Genomic DNA, 19,400 nt, shown 5'->3' with positions numbered 1-19,400 from the left:
GGTTCGCCGAGAGCGAACCCAACCTACGTCTCTCTCCGGACGGCCACCCGATGACCCACGCCGTCACCCTCGACACCATCCGCGCCGCCGCCGATCGCATCGCCGGGGAGGTGGTGCGGACGCCGCTGGTCCGCTCGGCCGCTCTGTCCGAGCGCGCCGGGGCGCCGGTGTTCCTCAAGCTGGAGACCCGGCAGACCACCGGCAGCTTCAAGCTGCGCGGCGCCACCAATGCGGTGCTGTCGCTGCCGCCCGAGGCGCGGAAGGTCGGTATTGCCGCGGCCTCGACGGGCAATCACGGCCGCGGCTTGGCCCATGCCGCCGCCCGCCAGAGCCTGCGCTGTGTCGTCTGCATGTCCGCCCTGGTGCCGGAGAACAAGGTCGCCGCGATCCGTGCGCTCGGGGCCGAGATCCGCATCGTCGGCCGGTCCCAGGACGATGCGCAGGAGGAGGTCGACCGGCTGGTGGCGCAGGAGGGCTTCACCGCCATCCCGCCCTTCGACCATGCCGACGTGATCTCCGGCCAGGGCACGATCGGGCTCGAGATCGTCGCCGACCTGCCCGATGTGGCGCAGGTGGTGGTGCCGCTGTCCGGCGGCGGCCTGCTCGGCGGCATCACTGCCGCGGTCAAAGGGCTGCGGCCGCAGGCCCGGATGGTCGGCGTGTCGATGGCGCGCGGCCCGGCGATGCGGGACAGCCTCGCCGCCGGCCGCCCGGTCGCGGTCGAGGAGCTGCCGACCCTGGCGGATTCCCTGGGCGGCGGCATCGGCCTCGACAACCGCCATACCTTCGCTTTGGCCCGCGACCTGCTGGACGAGGCGGTGCTGCTGTCCGAGCCCGAGATCGCCGCCGCGATCGACCACGCCTATGCGGCGGAGCAGGAGATCGTCGAGGGCGGCGGCGCGGTCGGCATCGGCGCCCTCTTGGCCGGCAAGCTCACCGTTCCTGGCCCGACCGTCCTGGTGCTGTCGGGCCGCAACATCGACATGGCGCTGCACCGCAAGATCGTTTCCGGTCGTTGGGGGGGCGCCTGGGAGGAGACACCGTGCCCCGCATGACCATCGTGACGGAGGCGGAGCTGCGCCGTGCCGTCCCGCTCGACCGCGACGCCGTCGCCTGCGTCGAGGACGCGTTCCTGGCGCTGGCCACCAAGGATGTGGCGATGCCGCCGATCCTGCGCCTGGACATCCCCGAGCATCGCGGCGAGGTCGACGTCAAGACCGCCTATGTGCCGGGGCTGGACGGCTTCGCCATCAAGATCAGCCCCGGCTTCTTCGACAACCCGAAGCTGGGCCTGCCCAGCACCAACGGGCTGATGGTGCTGTTCAGCGCCCGCACCGGGCTGGTCGACGCCGTGTTCCTGGACAATGGCTATCTGACCGATGTCCGCACCGCCGCGGCCGGGGCGGTGGCAGCGAAATATCTCTCGCGCCCGGACTCGCGGGTGGCGGCGATCTTCGGCGCCGGGGTGCAGGCCCGGCTGCAGCTCAAGGCCCTGACCCTGGTGCGGCCGATCGTCGAAGCGCGGATCTGGGCCCGCGACCCCGACCGGGCGCAGGCGCTGGCGGCCAGGCTGTCGGACGAGCTGGGCATCGCCGTCCATGCCGAGGCGGCGCCGCAGGCCGCGGTCGACGGCGCCGACATCATCGTCACCACCACCCCGGCGGCCGAGCCGATCCTGCGGGCCGGGTGGCTGGCGCCCGGCCAGCATGTCACCGCCATGGGGTCGGACGCCGAGCACAAGAACGAGCTGGACCCTGCCGTTCTCGCTCGCGCCGATCTTTACGTCGCCGACAGCCTGGCCCAGACGCGCCGGCTGGGCGAGCTGCACCACGCCATCGCTTCCGGGGCCATCGCCGCCGACGCCGTCTTCCCGGAGCTCGGCGCCGTGATTGCGGGCAGGGCAGCGGGCCGGCCCTCCGCCGCCGCCATCACCGTCGCGGACCTGACCGGCACCGGCGTCCAGGACACCGCCATCGCCACCCTGGCCCGCGGCCGCGTCGCCGCCGCCGGGGTCGGCACTCCCTTCGAAAGCTGAGAGGCACGCTATGTCCGTAGAGCTCAACTTCAGCCGCGAGGAATATGCCGCGCGGCTCGCCAAGACCCGTGCCGCCATGGCCCGCCGCGGCATCGACCTGCTGTGGGTCAGCGACCCGTCGAACATGGCCTGGCTGACCGGCTATGACGGCTGGTCCTTCTACGTCCACCAGGGCGTGCTGGTGCCGCCGGAGGGCGAGCCGATCTGGTACGGCCGCGGCCAGGATGCCAACGGCGCCAAGCGCACCGCCTATCTCGCCCCTGACAACATCATCGGCTACCCCGACCATTACGTGCAGTCGACCGAGCGGCACCCGATGGACCGGCTGGCCGACATCATCGACTCGCGCGGCTGGGGCCGCCTGTCGATCGGCGTCGAGATGGACAATTACTGGTTCTCGGCCGCCGCCTTCGCCTCGCTGCAGCGCCATCTGCCCAATGCCCGCTTCGCCGACGCCACCGCGCTGGTGAACTGGCAGCGCGCGGTGAAGAGCCCGCAGGAGCTGGACTACATGCGCAAGGCCGCCCGCATCGTCGAGGCGATGCACAAGCGGATCTTCGAGAAGGTCGAACCCGGCCTGCGCAAGAACGACCTGGTGGCCGAGATCTACGATGCCGGCATCCGCGGTGTGGACGGCTTCGGCGGCGACTACCCGGCGATCGTGCCGCTGCTGCCCTCCGGCGCCGACGCCTCGGCCCCGCATCTGACCTGGGACGACAAGCCGATGCGGTCGGGGGAGGGCACCTTCTTCGAGATCGCCGGCTGCTACAAGCGCTACCACTGCCCGCTGTCGCGCACCGTGTTCCTGGGCAAGCCGACCCAGGCCTTCGTGGATGCCGAGAAGGCGGTGCTGGAGGGGATGGAAGCGGGCCTGAGCGCGGCGCGGCCGGGCAACACCTGCGAGGACATCGCCAACGCCTTCTTCGCGGTGCTGAAGACGTACGGGATCATCAAGGACAACCGCACCGGCTACCCGATCGGCCTCAGCTATCCGCCCGACTGGGGCGAGCGCACCATGAGCCTGCGCCCCGGCGACCGCACCGTGCTGGAGCCCGGCATGACCTTCCATTTCATGACCGGGCTGTGGCTGGAGGAGATGGGGCTGGAGATCACCGAGAGCATCGCCATCACCGACAGCGGCGTCGAGATCCTGGCCGACGTGCCGCGCCAGCTCTTCGTCAAGCCATGACGGTTGTCGACTTGCCGCCCTCGCCGATCGTCCCCTCGGTCGATTTCGACCGCGACGGGGTGCAGCACGGCACGCTGCGCCTGCCCTACAGCCGGGACGATTCGGCCTGGGGCTCGGTGATGATCCCGGTCGCCGTGATCCGCAACGGGGAGGGACCGACCGCGCTCCTCACCGGCGCCAATCACGGCGACGAATACGAGGGGCCGATCGCGCTGTTCGATCTGGCGCGGACGCTGGACCCGGCCTCGGTCCGCGGCCGGGTGATCATCGTCCCGGCGATGAACACTCCCGCCTTCCGGGCCGGCACCCGCACCTCGCCGATCGACAAGGGCAACCTGAACCGCAGCTTCCCGGGCCGGCCGGACGGCACGCCGACGCAGAAGATCGCCGACTACTTCCAGCGCCATTTGCTGCCGCTGGCCGACATCGTGCTCGACTTCCACTCCGGCGGCCGGACGCTCGACTTCGTGCCCTTCGCTGCCGCCCACATCCTGCCCGACAAGGACCAGGAGGCGCGCTGCTTCGCGGCGGTCGAGGCCTTCTCCGCCCCCTGGTCGATGCGGATGCTGGAGATCGACGCGGTCGGCATGTACGACACCGCGGCCGAGGCGGCGGGCAAGGTCTTCGTCACCACCGAGCTCGGCGGCGGCGGCACCGCCACCGCACGCACGGCGGGCATCGCCAAACGCGGCGTGCGCAACCTGCTGCGCCATGCCGGCATCCTGCAGGGCGAGGTCGAGCGCGCCCCCAGCCGCTGGCTCGACATGCCCTCCGCCGACTGCTTCCGCTTCGCCGAGCAGGACGGCATGGCCGAGACCTGCGTCGACCTGGGCGACCCGGTGCGCCAGGGCGAGATCATCGCCCGCATCCACCCGATCGACCGCACCGGCCAGGCGCCGACGGAATACCGCGCGGCGCTGGACGGCATCCTGGCGGCCCGGCATTTCCCGGGGCTGGTGAAGGCTGGCGACTGCCTGGCGGTGATCGGGACGGTGGAGGGGTAGTCCCCCTCACCCTCCCGCCGCCAACGCGGCGGGCCCCTCCCTCTCCCCAAGGAGAGAAGATCGGCAGCAGCCGAGGCTTTTAACAAAAGACTAACGAACCAAAGTTAGCCGGCGCTATATTATGAAGTGCAGACCTTGTCCGCGGCGGCCGGATCGGGAGTCACGCGTGCGGAGGCATGATTGCGATCCTGGTTCGGACGTGCGGTGACACGGCGGCGGCTTCTGGCGGGAAGCGCGCTGATGGGAGGGACCGCTCTCGCCCAGGCGGGATCGAGCGCCGTCGCGCAGGAGCATGGCGGCCACGGTGCCGCCACTCCCGAGTCCCCTGGCGAAACGCCGCCCCCGCATGGCGACCATGGCGGCATGATCACCGTCGGCACGGTCGACGATGCCCGGAACGGCTTCGATCCGCACGCCCTCCTCACCGACTGGGAGACCGGCATCGTCAGCCGGGATGCGTCCGGCCGAACGACGCGCGAGTTCGAGATCACGGCCGAGGAGAAGGAGATCGAGATCGCGCCGGGCCTCATGTTCCCGGCCTGGACCTACAACGGCCGCGTGCCCGGGCCGTCGCTGCGCGCCACGGAAGGCGACCGGCTGCGGATCCGCCTGCGCAATCTCGGCAGCCATCCGCACACGCTGCATTTCCACGGCATCCATTCGGCCTGGATGGACGGCGTCCCCGGGGCCGGAGTGGTCGAGCCCGGCGGCGAGTTCACCTATGAATTCGACGCCTTTCCGTTCGGCTGCCATCTCTACCACTGCCACTTCGTGCCGCTGCGGCGGCACATCCACAAGGGCATGTACGGCGCCTTCGTCATCGATCCCGATCCGGCCCGCCATCCCGACCATGAAGCGGTCGCGCGCTCCCGCCTGCTCGGGACGCCCGAGAATGCCGGGTGGCAGGAGCTGCTGATGGTGATGAACGCCTTCGACACGAATTTCGACGACGAGAACGAGGTCTACGCCGTCAACACGGTGGCGCATGCCTATGCCAAGCGCCCGATCCCGATCGACCGGGCGCGGCCGGTGCGGGTGTATCTGGTCAACATCACCGAGTTCGACCCGATCAACTCGTTCCACCTGCACGCCAACTTCTTCGACTACTACGACCACGGCACCACCCTGACCCCGACCCTGCGCACGGTCGACACGATCATGCAGTGCCAGGCCCAGCGCGGCATCCTGGAGTTCAGCTTCAAGGACCATGAGCCGGGCCTCTATATGTTCCACGCCCACCAGTCCGAATTCGCCGAGCTCGGCTGGATGGGGAATTTCGAGGTGCGGGCATGATGCGGGCCCTGGCCTGGACGCTGCTGCCGCTGATCCTGATCATCGCGATCGCGGCCGCCTTTCTGGCGACAGATCCCTTGCGCAGCTTCTCGTCCGGCGCGCCGCCCGCCGAGCAGCTGACCGTCGAGCGGACCGCCCTGGACAGCGGCGGCATCTCGGTCCTGGTGCGGGCCGGCGGCACAGCCCCGATCGAGATCGCGCAGATCCAGGTCGACGGCGCCTACTGGTCCTTCACCCAGGACCCGCCGGGGCCGATCGACCGGCTGGCAACGGCCTGGCTGCGAGTGCCGTATCCCTGGGTCCTGGGCGAGACCCATCACCTGCTCTTCCTCACCCGCAGCGGCGTCGGTTTCGAGCATACGATCGACGTGGCTGTCGCCACGCCGCCCGTGAACACCGGCATGCTGGGGAATTTCGGCCTGGTCGGCCTGTTCGTCGGCGTCCTGCCGATCGCGCTCGGCATGCTGTTCTATCCGGCGCTGAAGGCCGGCGGTGCGCACGGCTTCACCTTCGCCCTGGCCCTGACGATCGGGCTGCTCGCCTTCCTCCTGGTCGACACGCTCGGCGAGGCGGTCGAGCTGGCCGGCCGGGCCGCGCCGGAGTTGCAAGCTCCGGTGCTGGTCTGGCTCGTCGCCGGCCTCGCCTTCGTCGTCCTGATGGCGGTCGGCCGTCGCAAGGGGCATGGGCTGGCCGGGGTGGCGCTGGCCACCTCCATCGCGCTCGGCATCGGTCTGCACAATCTCGGAGAGGGGCTGGCGATCGGGTCGGCCTTCGCCACCGGGGCGGCCGCGCTCGGCTCCTTCCTCGTGCTCGGCTTCACGCTGCACAACGTCACCGAAGGCATCGGCATCGTCGCGCCGCTGCTCGACCGCCGGCCGAAGCTCCCGGTCCTCATCGGCCTCGTGGCCCTGGCCGGGCTGCCCGCGGTCGCCGGCATCTGGCTCGGCAGCTACGCCTTTTCGCCGCATTGGGCGGCGCTGGCGCTCGCGGTCGGTGCCGGGGCCATCCTGCAGGTGATCGTCGAGGTCGGCATCCTGATGCTGCGCCGGATGCCCGGGACCGGCCGCTCGCCCGTCCCGGCCGTCGCCATCGCGGGCATCGTCGCCGGCATCGGCGTGATGTACGGAACGGCGCTGCTCGTCCAGGCTTAGGCACCGCAGCCGGGGTGGCAGCACCGGCGTGCAAGACCGGTCCGGCGCCGAACGGTACCGTCCTCGGCATGGACACATCTCTCTCCGATCCGGGCCTGTGGCACCCGCTGGCCGCGCTGCTCCTGGCGTCGTCGGTCGTCATGGGCAGCCCCGGCCCGTCGACGATCAGCGTCACTGCGATCGGCGCCTCCTTCGGCATCCGCCGCTCGCTGCCCTATGCCGCCGGGCTGATCGCCGGGACGGTCACGGTGCTGCTGGCGGTGGCGGCCGGGGTGGTGGCGCTGGTGACGTCGATCCCGCATGGCGCTTTGGCGCTGGGCATCCTGTCGGCCGTCTATATCCTGTACCTGGCCTTTAAGATCGCCACGGCCCCGCCGCTCGGCGGCCGGGACGGGCCGGCGGCCGCGCCGGGCTTCCTGGGCGGCTTTGGGCTCGCCATCGCCAATCCCAAGGCCTATGTCGCGATCGCCGCGGTCTTCGCCGGCACCACGGTCATCGCCGGGAACAGCGGCCTGGACGCCGCGGTGAAGACGACGGTGCTCGGCGGCATGGTCGTGCTGATCCACTTCTGCTGGCTGCTGGCCGGGGTGGCGCTGTCGCGCTGGCTGCACGACCCGGTCAGCGCGCGGATCATCAACCTGGTCATGGCCGCGGCGCTGGTCGTGGTGACGGTGGTCGCCTTCGTCTAGCGCCGCGGGTCCAGCAGGTCGCGCAGCCCGTCGCCGAACAGGTTGAAGCCCAACACCGAATAGGTGATGGCCAGGCCGGGGAACAGCGACAGCCAGATGTTGACGCCCAGGAAGTTGCGGCCGTCGCTCATCATCGCGCCCCATTCCGGCGTCGGCGGCTGGGCGCCGAGGCCGAGGAACGACAGGCTCGCGGCGGTCAGCACCACGGTGCCGGCGGTCAGCGTCGCCTGCACGATGATCGGCCCCAGCGCGTTGCGCAGGATGTGCTGGAACAGGATGCGCCACAGCCCGGCGCCCAGCGCCCGCGCCGCCTCGGTGTACTCCACCTGCTTCAGCGCCAGGGCCAGGTTGCGCGACAGCCGGCCATAGACCGGGATCGAGAAGATGGCGATGCCGATCATCAGGTTGACCAGGCTGGTGCCGAGGATGCTGACGATCAGGATCGACAGCACGATGCCCGGGAAGGCGAACAGGATGTCCATGAACCAGATGACGATCTGGTCGACCCGGCCCCCTGAATAGCCGGCCAGCAGGCCGAGCGGGATGCCGACGACCAGGGCGATGCCGACGCCCAGCATGATCTCCAGCAGCGACAGCCGGGCGCCGTAGACGATGCGGGAATACAGGTCGCGGCCGTACTGGTCGGTGCCGAAGAAATGCTCGGCCGAGGGCGGGCGCAAGGCCATGGCCAGCGACTGCTGGGTCGGGTCATGGGTGGCCAGCAGCGGCGCCAGCAGCCCGGCCAGCACCAGCAGCAGCACCATGGCGCCGCCGATCGTCAGGCTGCGGTGCCGGCGCAGGATGCGGCCCAGGCGCTTGGCCCGCGATGGGGCGGCCGGAAGGTCGTCGCTGTCCGCGAGGGTCGTCATGGTCCTAGTCGAAGCGGATGCGGGGGTTGATCGCGGCGATCAGCAGGTCGGCCAGGAAGTTCACCACCACCACCGAGGTCACGGTCAGCAGGGTGACGCCCTGGATGATCGGATAGTCGCGATAGCGCACGGCGTCGACCAGCAGGCGGCCGATGCCGGGCCAGTTGAACACCGATTCCGTGACCACGGCGCCGCCCAGCAGGCCGCCGAAATTCAGCCCGACGATGGTGACGATCGGGATCAGCGCGTTGCGCAGCGCGTGCTTGCGGTAGATCACCCGCGGCCCCAGGCCCTTGGCGCGGGCGGTGCGGATATAGTCCTGGCCGATCACCTCCAGCATGCTCGACCGGGTCATGCGGGCGATCAGTGCTGCGGGCAGCAGGCCAAGCGCGATCGAGGGCATGATGTAGTTCTGCCAGCCGCCGGCGCCGAGCAGCGGCAGCCATTTCAGCTCCGCCGCGAACAGGCTCATCATCATCAGCGCCAGCCAGAAATTGGCGACCGAGGCGCCGCCGATCGCGACGACCATCACCGCCTGGTCGGGCCAGGCGTTGCGGTAGACCGCGGCCAGCATCCCGGCCGCGACCCCGATCAGGATGGCCCAGACATAGCTGACCACGGCCAGCGAGACGGTGTTGGGGAAGCGCTCGGCGATCTCCTCGATCACCGGCTTCGAGGATTTGATCGACGTGCCGAAATCGCCCTGGGCAGCGTTGCTCAGGAACAGCCCGTATTGCAGCAGGAAGGGCTGGTCGAGGCCGAGCCGCGCGCGCATGCCGTCGACGGCGTCGCCCGTCGCCTGCGGCCCGGCCATGATCCGCGCCGGGTCGCCCGGCAGCATCCGCACGGCGCCGAAGATCAGGAACGACACGCCGAGCAGGATCAGCGGCAGCGCGACCAGCTTGCGCGTCAGGTAGGCCTTCATGCGGGAATACGCCGGCAAACAACGCGTTGCCTCTCCCGCGTGGCGGGAGAGGTCGGGCTCGCGCAGCGAGACCGGGTGAGGGCTGGCGCCGGCGGATGGAAAGAGCCCTCACCCGGAGCCGCTGGCGCGGCTCCGACCTCTCCCGCAAGCGGGAGAGGCAACACGAACGCTTTGTCGGTTTCAGCCGCGATCATCAAGCCTTCGTCGCCCGTTCCGGGATCACCTCGCCGCCGGGCTGCAGCCACAGGCCCTTGACGTCGGCGCGGGCGGCGGCGAGGTCGTTCGGGTAGTACAGCAGCACATGCGCGGCATCCTGGACGATGATGCGCTGCGCCTTGGCGTATAGCGTCTTGCGCTCGGCATCGTCGGTCGACGACCCGGCCTGGTTCAGGATCTCGTCCAACTCGGGGTTGCTGTAGAAGCCGAGATTGGCGCTCTTCGGCGACCAGCTGTCGGTGTGGTACAGCGGCTTCAGCTGCAGGTCGGCGTCGAAGGTGCCGGTCGACCAGGAGGCGATGACGCTGTGCACGCCCTGCGCCGCCTTCTCCTCCGGCGTGCCGAAGGCGGCGGCGGTCCACACCCCGCTCTCCATCCGCTGGATGTTCAGCGTGATGCCGGCCTGGGCCCACATGCCCTGCAGGATCTCGGCGATGTTCGCCTCCGGCTCCTGCACCGCGACATTGATGGTGATGCCGTCGGCGTGGCCGGCCTCGGCCAGCAACGCCTTGGCCTTGGCAACGTCCAGACCATAGCCCTCGACCGTCGGGTCATAGCCGAACACGGCCGGCGACAGCGGCGAGGTCGCCGGCAGGCCGAAGCCGTACAGCAGGTTGCTGACCAGCCCGGCCCGGTCGGTGGCCAGGTTCAGCGCCTGGCGGATTCGGACGTCGTCCAGCGGCGCCAGCTTGACGTTCAGCGACACCCAGAACACCGCGGTCGGGTTGCCCTGGATCAGCCTCAGCTCGGGATTGGCCTTGATCGGCGCGGCGAAGACCGGCGGCAGCGGCACGACCACATCGGCGTCGCCGGTCTGCACCGCCATGTTCATCACTGCGGCCTCCTGGGTCCAGATCCACTTCAGGGTCTTGGTCGGGGCCTTCTCGCCCCAGTAATCGGCATTGACCTCGGACAGCACGTATTCGCCCGACTTGTACTCGGCCAGCTTGTACGGGCCGGTGCCGACCGCGGCGCGGCCCAGCGTGCCGGCCTTGTCGGCCTTCGGGCTGACGATGGTGGCGGAGGCGATGGCCATCAGCTTGAGGAAGGCGGGGTAGGGGCGCTTCAGGGTGAAGCGCAGGGTGTCGGCGTCGACCACCTTGACCTCGGCCAGGATGGCGCGGAAGCGGCCGCTGGCGGCCAAGCCGCGCTTCTCGTCCATGTGCCGGGCAAAGCTGGCGATCACGGCGTCGGCGTTGCAGGGCTCGCCGTCATGGAACTTCACGCCCTGGCGCAGGGTGAAGGTCCAGACCGTGCCGGTGGCGTCGGCCTCCCATTTGGTGGCCAGGACCGGGACCAGCTCCATCTTGTCGTTGTAGCCGGTCAGGCCCTCATACATCGGCTCCAGGATCGCCGAGGTGTAGGTCGCGGTCTGGTCTGCGGGATCCATGCTGCGCGGCGCCTCGCTCTGCATGATCACGATCTGCGAGGCGTCGGCGGCGAGTGCGCCATGGCCGCGCAGCAGCGCCGCCAGTCCCAGCGACCCGCCCAGGGCCAGCGCGCCGCGCCGGTCGATCACAAGGGTCATGTCCGTCTCCCATTGGTGGAATCGATCCGGATGTCCCGGCGTTTTGTTCGATCAGTGAAGCCTTCGGCTTGATTAAATTCAATTTGTGAACTAACTGTCAAGTCTAACGCACCGGATGCCGAGGCGAATGGCCAACCTGTCGAAACGCTCCTTGCTCGAAGCCGTGGCCGACCACGGGCCGCTCAGCCGGTCCGAGCTGGCGGTCCGGACCGGGCTCAGCAAGGCGGCGATCACGGGGCTGAGCCGCGAACTGATCCAGGACGGCGCGCTGGAGGAAAGCGAGGTCGCTTCGGCGCCGTCGCGCCAGGGCCGGCCGTCGATCCTGCTGCGGCTGAACCCGACCCATGGCTACTTCATCGGCGCCTCGATCGTGGAGGAGCCGGTGACGATGGTGCTGACCGACTTCCAGGGCGCGGTGCTGGGCCAGCGCACGGCCCCCTGGTCGAACGATCCGCAGGCGATCGCCGGCACCATCCGCGAATCGATCCCGCATCTCCTGGGCGAGGCCGGCATCCCGGCCGACCGGCTGCGCGGCATCGGCGTCGCCCTGTCCGGCCTGGTCAACCACGACCAGGACCGCTGCCTGCACTCCGCCAATCTCGGCTGGATCGACCTGCCGGTGGCGGCGGTGGTGGAGCAGGCGACAGGCGTCCCGACCTTCCTGGAGAACGACGCCAACGCCGTCGCCACCGGCGAACGGCTGTACGGGCTGGCGCGCGACTACCGCACCTTCGCCACCGTCACCTTCGGCGACAGCATCGGCTGCGCCCATTATGTCGACGGCACGCTCTACCGCGGCCATGGCGGCGGCGCCGGCGAGATCGCGCATTGCACGATCGAGCCGGGCGGGCTGCCCTGCCGCTGCGGCAAGCGCGGCTGCCTCGATACCGTGGCGCCGCGCCAGGCGATCCTGGCCCAGGCACGGGCCCTGGGCCTCACAGCCGCGACCACGGCGGAGGTCGAGGCGCTGGCGGCACAGGGCGATGCCGAGGCGATCGCCATCCTGCACCGGGCCGGCGGCGCGCTGGGTCTCGCCATCGCCCATGTGATCCAGGTGAACGACCCCGAATTCGTGCTGATCGTCGATGTCGAGGGCGCGATGGGGCCGCTGTTCCGCACCGTCACCCAGCAGGCGATCGAAGCCAATGTCCTGCCGCGCCTCGCCGCCTCGACCACCATCCGCTTCCACCACGCCACCCGCGCCCTGTGGGCCCGCGGCGCCGCCAGCATCGCCGCCCATCGCTTCCTGACCCGCGCCGAAGAAGGCTGAAGACATGGCATCTCTCCGTATCGCCGTCGGCGGCATCCACACCGAATGCAGCACCTACAGTCCGGTCCTGGCGACCGAGGCGGATTTCCGGGTGCTGCGCGGCGACGCCCTCCTCGCCGATCCGTCCTTCGCCCTGCTGCGCGACTACGACGCTGTCTTCCTGTCGACGCTGCACGCCCGCGCCATCCCCGGCGGCCCGGTCGCCCGCGCCACCTATGAGGCGTTCAAGGCCGAATTCCTCGACCGGCTGAACGCTCTCGGCCCGATCGACGGCCTGTACCTCGCCATGCACGGCGCCATGAATGTCGAGGGCATGGAGGACGCGGAGGGCGACTGGATCACCGCCGCCCGCGCCGCGGTGGGGCCGGATTGCCCGATCAGCGCCAGCTACGACCTGCACGGCAATGTCAGCCAACGCATCATCGACGCGCTCGACATGTTCTCGACCTACCGCACCGCGCCCCATATCGATGTGGAGGAGACCAAGCGCCGGGCCTGCACCATGCTGCTCCAGCGCCTGAAGGATGGCGTCCGGCCGTTGCTGCTGTGGGTGCCGGTGCCGGTGCTGTGGCCGGGCGAGCGCACCAGCACGGTCGACGAGCCGGCCAGGTCGCTCTACGCGCAGCTTCCCGCGGTCGACGCCGTCGACGGCATCCTCGATGCCTCGATGATGGTCGGCTATGTCTGGGCCGACGAGCCGCGCTCGACCGCCGCGATCATCATGACCGGCACCGACCCGGCGGCGATGGAGCGCGAGGGCACGCGCCTGGCCCAGGCCTATTGGGATGCGCGCGACGACTTCGTCTTCGGCAGCCGCACCGGCGCGGTGGAGGAATGCGTCGGTTGGGCCGTCGGCTCGGCGACCCGGCCGGTGATCCTGGCCGATTCCGGCGACAACCCGACCGGCGGCGGCGTCGGCGACCGGGCCGACCTGCTGCGGGCGCTGCTGGCGCGCGACGCCCAGGACGTGCTGATCGCCGGCATCGCCGACCGTCCGGCCACCGATTCCTGCTTCGCCGCCGGCGCCGGCGCCCGGCTGCGCCTGAGCGTCGGAGCGACGCTCGACACGAAGGGCAGCGTGTCGGTCGAGACGGAGGCCGAGGTGCTGGTCCTCGACCCCGGCGCGGACCTCGCCGACCGCCAGGCCCTGGTCCGCATCGGCGGTATTCGCGTGGTGCTGACCGCCCGGCGCCGGCCGTTCCACACCATCGCCGACTTCACCCGGCTGGGCGTGCATCCGGCCGAGGTGGCGATCCTGGTGGTCAAGTCCGGCTACCTGTCGCCGGAGCTGGCGCCGATCGCCAACCCGAACCTGATGGCGCTGTCGCCCGGCGTGGTCGACCAGGATGTCGAGCATCTGCCGCGCCACCGCACCACCCGCCCGACCTTCCCCTTCGACCGCGGCTTCGACTGGCGCCCCCGGCCCGTCTGGTCCGCCCGGTCGCTCAAGGCTCTCGGCCGATGACCCCTGCAGCGAAAGACCCGTCCATGACCACCCCCGTGATCGAGATCTGCGTCGAAGGCCTGGACGGGTTCCTGGCGGCCCAGGAGGGCGGGGCCGACCGGGTCGAACTCTGCGCCAGCCTGATCGAAGGCGGGCTGACCCCCAGCATCGGCACCATCCTGGAGGTGAAGGCCCGCGCCCGCATCCCGTTCCACGCCATCATCCGGCCGCGCGGCGGCGACTTCCTGTACAGCGACACCGAATTCGCCAGCATGCTGGCCGATGTGAAAGCACTGCAGCAGCTCGGCGTGCCCGGCATCGTCATCGGCTGCCTGACCGCGGACGGCCGGATCGACGAGGACCGGACGGCGCAGCTGGTGCGCGCGGCGCGGCCGATGAAGGTCACCTGCCACCGCGCCTTCGACATGACCCGCGACCCGGAAGAGGCGCTGGAAGCGCTGATCCGCTGCGGCGTCGACCGGGTGCTGACCTCGGGCCAGCGGCCGGACGCCATGGCTGGCCTTGCGATCCTGAAGCGGGCGGTCGAGCAGGCCGGCGACCGCATCGTCATCATGGGCTGTGGCGACCTGGACGAAGCCAACATCGCCGACATCCGTCGCGCCACCGGGCTGACCGAGCTGCATTTCGCGGCGCCGCGCAGCGAGCCGAGCGGCATGGTCTACCGCAACCCGGAGATCGGCATGGGCGGCACCGAGCTGGAGCGCGAATACACCAACACCGTGACCGATCCGGAGCGGGTGCGCGCCACCATCCGCGCCGCGCGCGCCTGATGGCGGCGACCGGGCCAGCGCCGACCGGAGGGACGGACACCATCCTGTCGGTGACCGACCTCAGGACCTGGTTCGACACCGAGGACGGGCCGATCCGCTCGGTCGACGGGGTGACCTTCCACATCCGCCGCGGCGAGACCCTGGCGCTGGTCGGCGAATCCGGCTCGGGCAAGAGCGTCACCAGCCTGTCGCTGATGCGGCTGATCCAGACCCCGCCCGGGCGCATCGCCGGCGGCGAGATGCTGTTCACCGACGGCCAGGGCCGCCAGCGCGACCTCGCCCGCCTGTCGGAAGCGGAGATGCGCCGCATCCGCGGCAACGACATCGCCATGGTGTTCCAGGAGCCGATGACGTCGCTGAACCCGGTCTATCCTGTCGGCGACCAGATCGCCGAGGCGGTGGCGCTGCACCAGGGCCTGGGCCGTCGCGCGGCGATGGACACCGCGGCGCAGATGCTGGAGCTGGTCGGCATCCCGGCCGCCCGCCGCCGCCTGAAGGACTACCCGCACCAGCTGTCCGGCGGCATGCGCCAGCGGGTGATGATCGCCATGGCGCTGTGCTGCCGGCCGGCACTGCTGATCGCCGACGAGCCGACCACGGCGCTGGACGTCACCATCCAGGCCCAGATCCTGGACCTGATGCGCCGGCTGCAGGCCGAGATCGGCATGTCGATCCTGTTCATCACCCACAATCTCGGCGTGGTGGCCGAGATGGCCGACCGGGTCGCCGTGATGTATGGCGGCCGGGTGGTGGAGGAGGCCGGCGTCATCGAGATCTTCAAGTCGCCGCGCCACCCCTACACCATCGGCCTGCTGAACAGCGTGCCGCACACCGACTATGCGGCGCTGGACCGCGGCGAGGCGCGTCGGCTGGAGGCGATCCCCGGCAACGTGCCGAGCCCCCGGAAGCTGCCGCCCGGCTGCACCTTCGCGCCGCGCTGCCGCCATGCGATCGAGGCCTGCGCCGCCGCTGTGCCGCCGCTTGCCGACACCGGCGGCGGGCACATGTCGCGCTGCATCCGCTGGAGCGAGCTGGCATGAGCGCCGTCGTGGCCGATCGCCAAAGCACCATCGCCCTGCCGGCGCCGGGCGAGACGCTGCTCGAGGTCGAAGGCCTGCGCACCTGGTTTCCGATCGGCGGCGGCCTGTTCGGCAAGAAGGGCCAGCATGTCCGCGCGGTCGAGGACGTGTCCTTCTCGCTGAAGCGCGGCGAGGTGGTCGGGCTGGTCGGCGAATCCGGCTCCGGCAAGACCACGGTCGGCCGCTCGATTCTGCGCCTGACCGAGCCGACCGCCGGGTCGGTGCGCTTCGCCGGCACCGACATCCTCAGGCTGCCGAAATCGGCCTTCCAGGCCTATCGGCGCGAGATGCAGATCGTCTTCCAGGACCCCTATGCCAGCCTCAACCCGCGCATGACGGTGGGCGAGATCGTCGGCGAGGCGCTGACCATCCACGGCCTGTCGCGCGGCCGGCAGCGGCCGGAGCGGATCGCCGACCTCCTGCGCCGCGTGGGGCTGCGGCCCGATGCCATCGCGCGCTACCCGCACGAATTCTCCGGCGGCCAGCGCCAGCGCATCGGCATCGCCCGGGCCCTGGCGGTCGAGCCCAGCTTCATCGTGGCGGACGAGCCGGTCTCGGCCCTCGACGTCTCGATCCAGGCCCAGGTGGTCAACCTGATCCAGGACCTGCAGCGCGACCTGGGCCTGACCATGCTGTTCATCGCCCACGATTTGTCGGTGGTGGAGTATCTCTGCGACCGCGTGATCGTGATGTATCTCGGCCGGATCATGGAGACGGCGCCGGCCCGGTCGCTCTACACCGCGCCGCGCCATCCCTACACGACGGCGCTGCTCTCCGCCGCGCCGGTGCCGGACCCGACGGTGCGGCGCGAGCGCATCCTGCTGCAGGGCGACATCCCCAGCCCGATCAACCCGCCCTCGGGCTGCGTCTTCCGCACCCGCTGCCCGCACGCGATCCCGGACTGTGCCGCGGCGGTCCCGCCGCTGCGCGAGGTCGCGCCGGGCCACGCCAGGGCCTGCATCCGGGACGACCTGTAGCCTCCGCCCGCACCCACCACGTCATGGCGAGCCCCGAAGAGGCGTGGCCATCCATCGCACCGGCCGCGCCATTTGAACACCGGCCGCGCCGTACTAGATCTTCCAAAGCGAAGCGGCGAAAGGGCGGTTGATGAACCGCAACACAACGGAGCGTTGGGGGAGGGTCAGCATCGCCCTGCATTGGACGATCGCGGCCCTGATCCTCCTGGTGCAGATTCCGGCCGGCCTCACGATGAACCGGGTCGCGCCGGGCCTGCTGCAGAACATCCTCTACGACACGCACAAGATGACCGGGCTGACGGTGTTCGCGCTGGTGGTCATCCGGCTGGTCTGGCGCTGGGCCAATCCGGTGCCCGAGCTGCCGGCGGACATGCCGCCCTGGCAGGCCGCCGTGGCGCGCGTGACGCATGGGCTGCTGTACCTGTTGATCCTCGCCATGCCGGTCAGCGGCTTCATCTACACGGCCATGGACGGCTTTCCCGTGCCGCTGTTCTACCTGGTCAACCTCGCGGACTTCGTGCCGGTGAACAAGCCGGTCGCAGCCGTGGCCAAGGCCGTGCACCTCAACCTGATCTGGGCCCTGCTCGCCGTCGTCGTGCTGCACGTCGCGGGCGCGCTGCACCACCATCTGGTCCGCCGCGACGGGCTGCTGCGGCGCATGCTGTCATCGAAGGTGGGCTGATCTTCCCTGTCAGAGGATCGCCAGCAGATCCACATGCCCGACCAGGCATCGCCCGTCCGCGGCCCGGGCCTGCCGGAACGCCAGCCAGTCCTCGACCTCGGCCTTCGCCATGCCGCCCCACCCCGCGGCCACCCCGGCGATCCCGGGCAGCAGCGCGGCGACCAGCGCGGCGTCGCCCGGGCCGAGGCGCCACGGGCTCGCTTCGATGCGGACCTCGAAACCCCGGGCCCTCAAGGCCGCGGCCAGCGCCCCCGCCCCGTCCGGGCCGAGCGCTGGGCCAAACCCCTTGTCGGTCCGCTGATGCGCGTTGAGGGCGGCGATCATCGCCCGGTCGCCGGAATGCGGCGGATCGAACGACAGGAGCCCGTCGTAGGAGAGCGCGGCATAGAACGGGGATCGGCGGGCCTTCAGGGCATCCGCCAGGCGTTCGATCCACGCCTCGGACACGAGATCCAGCAGCGCCGACGCGGTGACCAGCGCGGCTCCCGCGATCGGCGGCTCCTCGCGGGCCAGGTCGCAGAGGACCGTTTCGGCCGCCGTTCTCCGACCTGCCTCGCGCAGCACCGCCGCATCATGGTCGACGAGCCGCCACCGGGCGGAGGGGGCGAGGCCGGGCTGCAACGCCCGGACGGTCGATCCGGTGCCGCACCCCAGATCCACGATCAGCCCGCCGGTCCCGACGAGGGACGCGGCGGCGCTGCGCAGCGCGGGATGCCGGGCGGCGTGGTCCGCAGGCTCGCGCAGGTCGAGCCAGGTGGTCGGGAAGGACGTCAAGGGGCGCCGCCCTCGCTCCGCTCAGCCGTGAGCCTGGCTCCACGGGCCATGATGCTGGCCCTCGGCGTCGATGCGGCCGAAGCCGTGGGCGCCGAAGAAGTCGCGCTGGCCCTGGGTCAGGTCGGCGGTCGAGCGCGGCTGGCGCAGCGCCAGCCAGCGCGAGGTCGCGGCCGACAGGGCCGGCACCGCATGGCCGTGGCGGAAGGCCTCGGCCACCACCTCCGGCAACGCGCCGGCGGCGCCCTCGAACAGCGGCGTCAGGCCCGGGGCCAGCACCAGGGACTCGATGTCCGGCGTCTGGTCATAGGCCGTGGCGATGCGGTCGAGCAGGGTCGAGCGGATGATGCAGCCGGCGCGCCAGATCCGGGCGACCTCGGCCAGCGGCAGCTTCCAGCCATATTCGCGCGAGGCGGCCGACATGATGGCGAAGCCCTCGGTGTAGGCCAGGATCTTGCCGGCCAGCAGCGCCTTCTCCAGCAGGGCGATCGCCGCCTCGTGGTTGCCGGCCAGCGTCAGCTTCTGGGCCGCGCCGGGGAAGCGCTCGGACAGGGTCTTGCGCAGGGCGCGCTCGGCCGAGACGCCGCGCGCCTCCACCGCCGCAGTGATCGAGGAGGCGGGGGCGCCCAGCGCCAGCGCCTCGATCGCCGACCAGCGGCCGGTGCCCTTCTGCCCGGCGCTGTCGACGATGACGTCAACCAGCGGCTTGCCGGTCTTCGGGTCCACCGTCTTCAGCACCGTGGCGGTGATGTCGACCAGGTAGGAGGACAGCGGGCCCTTGGACCAGCGCTCGAACACGTCGCCGATCTCGGTCGGGGTCAGCCCCAGGCCGCGGCGCAGCAGGCCGTAGACCTCGCCGATCATCTGCATGTCGGCATATTCGATGCCGTTGTGGATGGTCTTGACGAAGTGGCCGGCGCCGTCGGTGCCCAGCAAGGCGCAGCACGGCGTGTCCTCGAACTTGGCGGCGATCGCCCGGAAGATGGTCTCGACCCGGCCATAGACCTCGGGCTTGCCGCCGACCATGATCGACGGGCCGTGGCGCGCCCCTTCCTCGCCGCCGGAAACACCGACGCCGAGATAGGCGAGGCCGGCCTTGTCCAGCGCGCTTTCGCGCCGCACCGTGTCGTGGAAATTGGCGTTGCCGGCGTCGATCAGGGCGTCGCCCTTGTGCAGCAGCGGCTGCAGCCGGGTGACGGTCTCGTCCACTGCGTCGCCGGCCTGCACCATCAGCAGGATGGCGCGGGGCTTCTTCACCGCCGCCACCAGCTCCTCCAGCGTGCGGCAGGGGACGAGGCGGTCGGCCAGCGGGCCGGCCAGGGCCATCGCCTCGTCGGTCCTCTCGCTGCTGCGGTTGTACAGCGCCACCCGGAAGCCCTTCTCCGCCATGTTGAAGGCGAGGTTCCGGCCCATGACGGCCAAGCCGACGACTGCGATGTCCGCGTCGCTCATCCGATGCCTCTTCTCTGTCCGCTGATGACCAGACG

At 70.6% G+C, this 19,400-nt stretch carries 18 protein-coding genes; 13 read left to right on the top strand and 5 right to left on the bottom strand.

Annotated elements, in window-relative coordinates; genetic code table 11:
• The first annotated feature begins 50 nt into the window (after positions 1 to 50).
• The 7 genes from eutB to ACTOWL_RS06185 all read left to right on the top strand — a co-directional run bounded on the left by eutB (position 51) and on the right by ACTOWL_RS06185 (position 7,361).
• Positions 51 to 1,055, top strand: coding sequence for a hydroxyectoine utilization dehydratase EutB (eutB, locus tag ACTOWL_RS06215; RefSeq protein WP_441320331.1), 1,005 nt, complete (start codon positions 51 to 53; stop codon positions 1,053 to 1,055).
• Positions 1,052 to 2,035 carry an ectoine utilization protein EutC gene (gene eutC, locus ACTOWL_RS06210; RefSeq protein WP_441320330.1) on the top strand — a complete coding sequence of 328 codons (984 nt, stop codon included), beginning with the start codon at positions 1,052 to 1,054 and terminating at the stop codon, positions 2,033 to 2,035. Before eutB ends, eutC begins: the two co-directional genes overlap by 4 nt.
• Positions 2,036 to 2,045: 10 nt before the next feature.
• Positions 2,046 to 3,224, top strand: coding sequence for an ectoine hydrolase DoeA (gene doeA / locus ACTOWL_RS06205; protein ID WP_441320329.1), 1,179 nt, complete (start codon positions 2,046 to 2,048; stop codon positions 3,222 to 3,224).
• Complete coding sequence (doeB, locus tag ACTOWL_RS06200) at positions 3,221 to 4,228, top strand: N(2)-acetyl-L-2,4-diaminobutanoate deacetylase DoeB (RefSeq protein WP_441320328.1); 1,008 nt, start codon at positions 3,221 to 3,223, stop codon at positions 4,226 to 4,228. Before doeA ends, doeB begins: the two co-directional genes overlap by 4 nt.
• A 240-nt stretch (positions 4,229 to 4,468) precedes the next feature.
• A complete protein-coding gene (locus tag ACTOWL_RS06195; RefSeq protein ID WP_441320327.1) occupies positions 4,469 to 5,521 on the top strand; it encodes a multicopper oxidase domain-containing protein in 1,053 nt (350 codons plus the stop codon).
• Positions 5,518 to 6,672, top strand: a complete 1,155-nt coding sequence (locus tag ACTOWL_RS06190; RefSeq protein WP_441320326.1) for a ZIP family metal transporter — start codon at positions 5,518 to 5,520, stop codon at positions 6,670 to 6,672. The genes ACTOWL_RS06195 and ACTOWL_RS06190 overlap by 4 nt, the downstream gene beginning before the upstream one ends.
• A gap of 68 nt (positions 6,673 to 6,740) precedes the next feature.
• The gene (locus tag ACTOWL_RS06185; protein WP_441320325.1) at positions 6,741 to 7,361 is read left to right on the top strand and encodes a LysE family translocator; all 621 of its coding nucleotides are present in this window, start codon (positions 6,741 to 6,743) and stop codon (positions 7,359 to 7,361) included.
• Here ACTOWL_RS06185 and ACTOWL_RS06180 read toward each other — a convergent pair.
• The 3 genes from ACTOWL_RS06180 to ACTOWL_RS06170 form a co-directional block, all read right to left on the bottom strand.
• Positions 7,358 to 8,230 (bottom strand): ABC transporter permease, encoded by an 873-nt coding sequence (locus ACTOWL_RS06180; RefSeq protein WP_441320324.1) that lies wholly within the window; start codon positions 8,228 to 8,230, stop codon positions 7,358 to 7,360. The two genes, ACTOWL_RS06185 and ACTOWL_RS06180, sit on opposite strands and share 4 nt — an antisense overlap.
• 4 nt (positions 8,231 to 8,234) lie before the next feature.
• The gene (locus ACTOWL_RS06175) at positions 8,235 to 9,155 is read right to left on the bottom strand and encodes an ABC transporter permease (RefSeq protein WP_441320323.1); all 921 of its coding nucleotides are present in this window, start codon (positions 9,153 to 9,155) and stop codon (positions 8,235 to 8,237) included.
• Positions 9,156 to 9,348: 193 nt separating this feature from the next.
• Positions 9,349 to 10,899, bottom strand: a complete 1,551-nt coding sequence (locus ACTOWL_RS06170) for an ABC transporter substrate-binding protein (protein WP_441320322.1) — start codon at positions 10,897 to 10,899, stop codon at positions 9,349 to 9,351.
• Between the two features lie 127 nt (positions 10,900 to 11,026).
• On the opposite strand from ACTOWL_RS06170, the gene ACTOWL_RS06165 reads away from it, so the two are divergent.
• The 6 genes from ACTOWL_RS06165 (at position 11,027) to ACTOWL_RS06140 (ending at position 17,142) form a co-directional block, all read left to right on the top strand.
• Positions 11,027 to 12,169, top strand: a complete 1,143-nt coding sequence (locus tag ACTOWL_RS06165) for an ROK family transcriptional regulator (protein ID WP_441320321.1) — start codon at positions 11,027 to 11,029, stop codon at positions 12,167 to 12,169.
• Between the two features lie 4 nt (positions 12,170 to 12,173).
• The gene (locus tag ACTOWL_RS06160; protein WP_441320320.1) at positions 12,174 to 13,634 is read left to right on the top strand and encodes a M81 family metallopeptidase; all 1,461 of its coding nucleotides are present in this window, start codon (positions 12,174 to 12,176) and stop codon (positions 13,632 to 13,634) included.
• 23 nt (positions 13,635 to 13,657) lie between these two features.
• The gene (locus ACTOWL_RS06155) at positions 13,658 to 14,404 is read left to right on the top strand and encodes a copper homeostasis protein CutC (protein ID WP_441320319.1); all 747 of its coding nucleotides are present in this window, start codon (positions 13,658 to 13,660) and stop codon (positions 14,402 to 14,404) included.
• Positions 14,405 to 14,454: 50 nt separating this feature from the next.
• Positions 14,455 to 15,444: an ABC transporter ATP-binding protein gene (locus ACTOWL_RS06150; RefSeq protein ID WP_441320318.1), complete on the top strand. Its 990-nt coding sequence runs from the start codon at positions 14,455 to 14,457 to the stop codon at positions 15,442 to 15,444.
• Complete coding sequence (locus tag ACTOWL_RS06145) at positions 15,441 to 16,460, top strand: ABC transporter ATP-binding protein (RefSeq protein ID WP_441320317.1); 1,020 nt, start codon at positions 15,441 to 15,443, stop codon at positions 16,458 to 16,460. The genes ACTOWL_RS06150 and ACTOWL_RS06145 overlap by 4 nt, the downstream gene beginning before the upstream one ends.
• Before the next feature lie 130 nt (positions 16,461 to 16,590).
• Positions 16,591 to 17,142 (top strand): cytochrome b, encoded by a 552-nt coding sequence (locus ACTOWL_RS06140; RefSeq protein WP_441320316.1) that lies wholly within the window; start codon positions 16,591 to 16,593, stop codon positions 17,140 to 17,142.
• Positions 17,143 to 17,151: 9 nt separating this feature from the next.
• Here ACTOWL_RS06140 and ACTOWL_RS06135 read toward each other — a convergent pair whose 3' ends face one another.
• Positions 17,152 to 17,916 (bottom strand): hypothetical protein, encoded by a 765-nt coding sequence (locus tag ACTOWL_RS06135; protein ID WP_441320315.1) that lies wholly within the window; start codon positions 17,914 to 17,916, stop codon positions 17,152 to 17,154.
• A 21-nt stretch (positions 17,917 to 17,937) separates the two neighbouring features.
• On the bottom strand, positions 17,938 to 19,365 hold the full coding sequence (gene gndA, locus ACTOWL_RS06130) for an NADP-dependent phosphogluconate dehydrogenase (protein WP_441320314.1): 1,428 nt from the start codon (positions 19,363 to 19,365) through the stop codon (positions 17,938 to 17,940).
• Positions 19,366 to 19,400: the final 35 nt, after the last annotated feature.

Source organism: Inquilinus sp. CA228, assembly GCF_052078665.1.
Taxonomy (GTDB): Bacteria; Pseudomonadota; Alphaproteobacteria; order DSM-16000; family Inquilinaceae; genus Inquilinus.
This window is presented reverse-complemented; position numbering and strand designations above follow the sequence as displayed.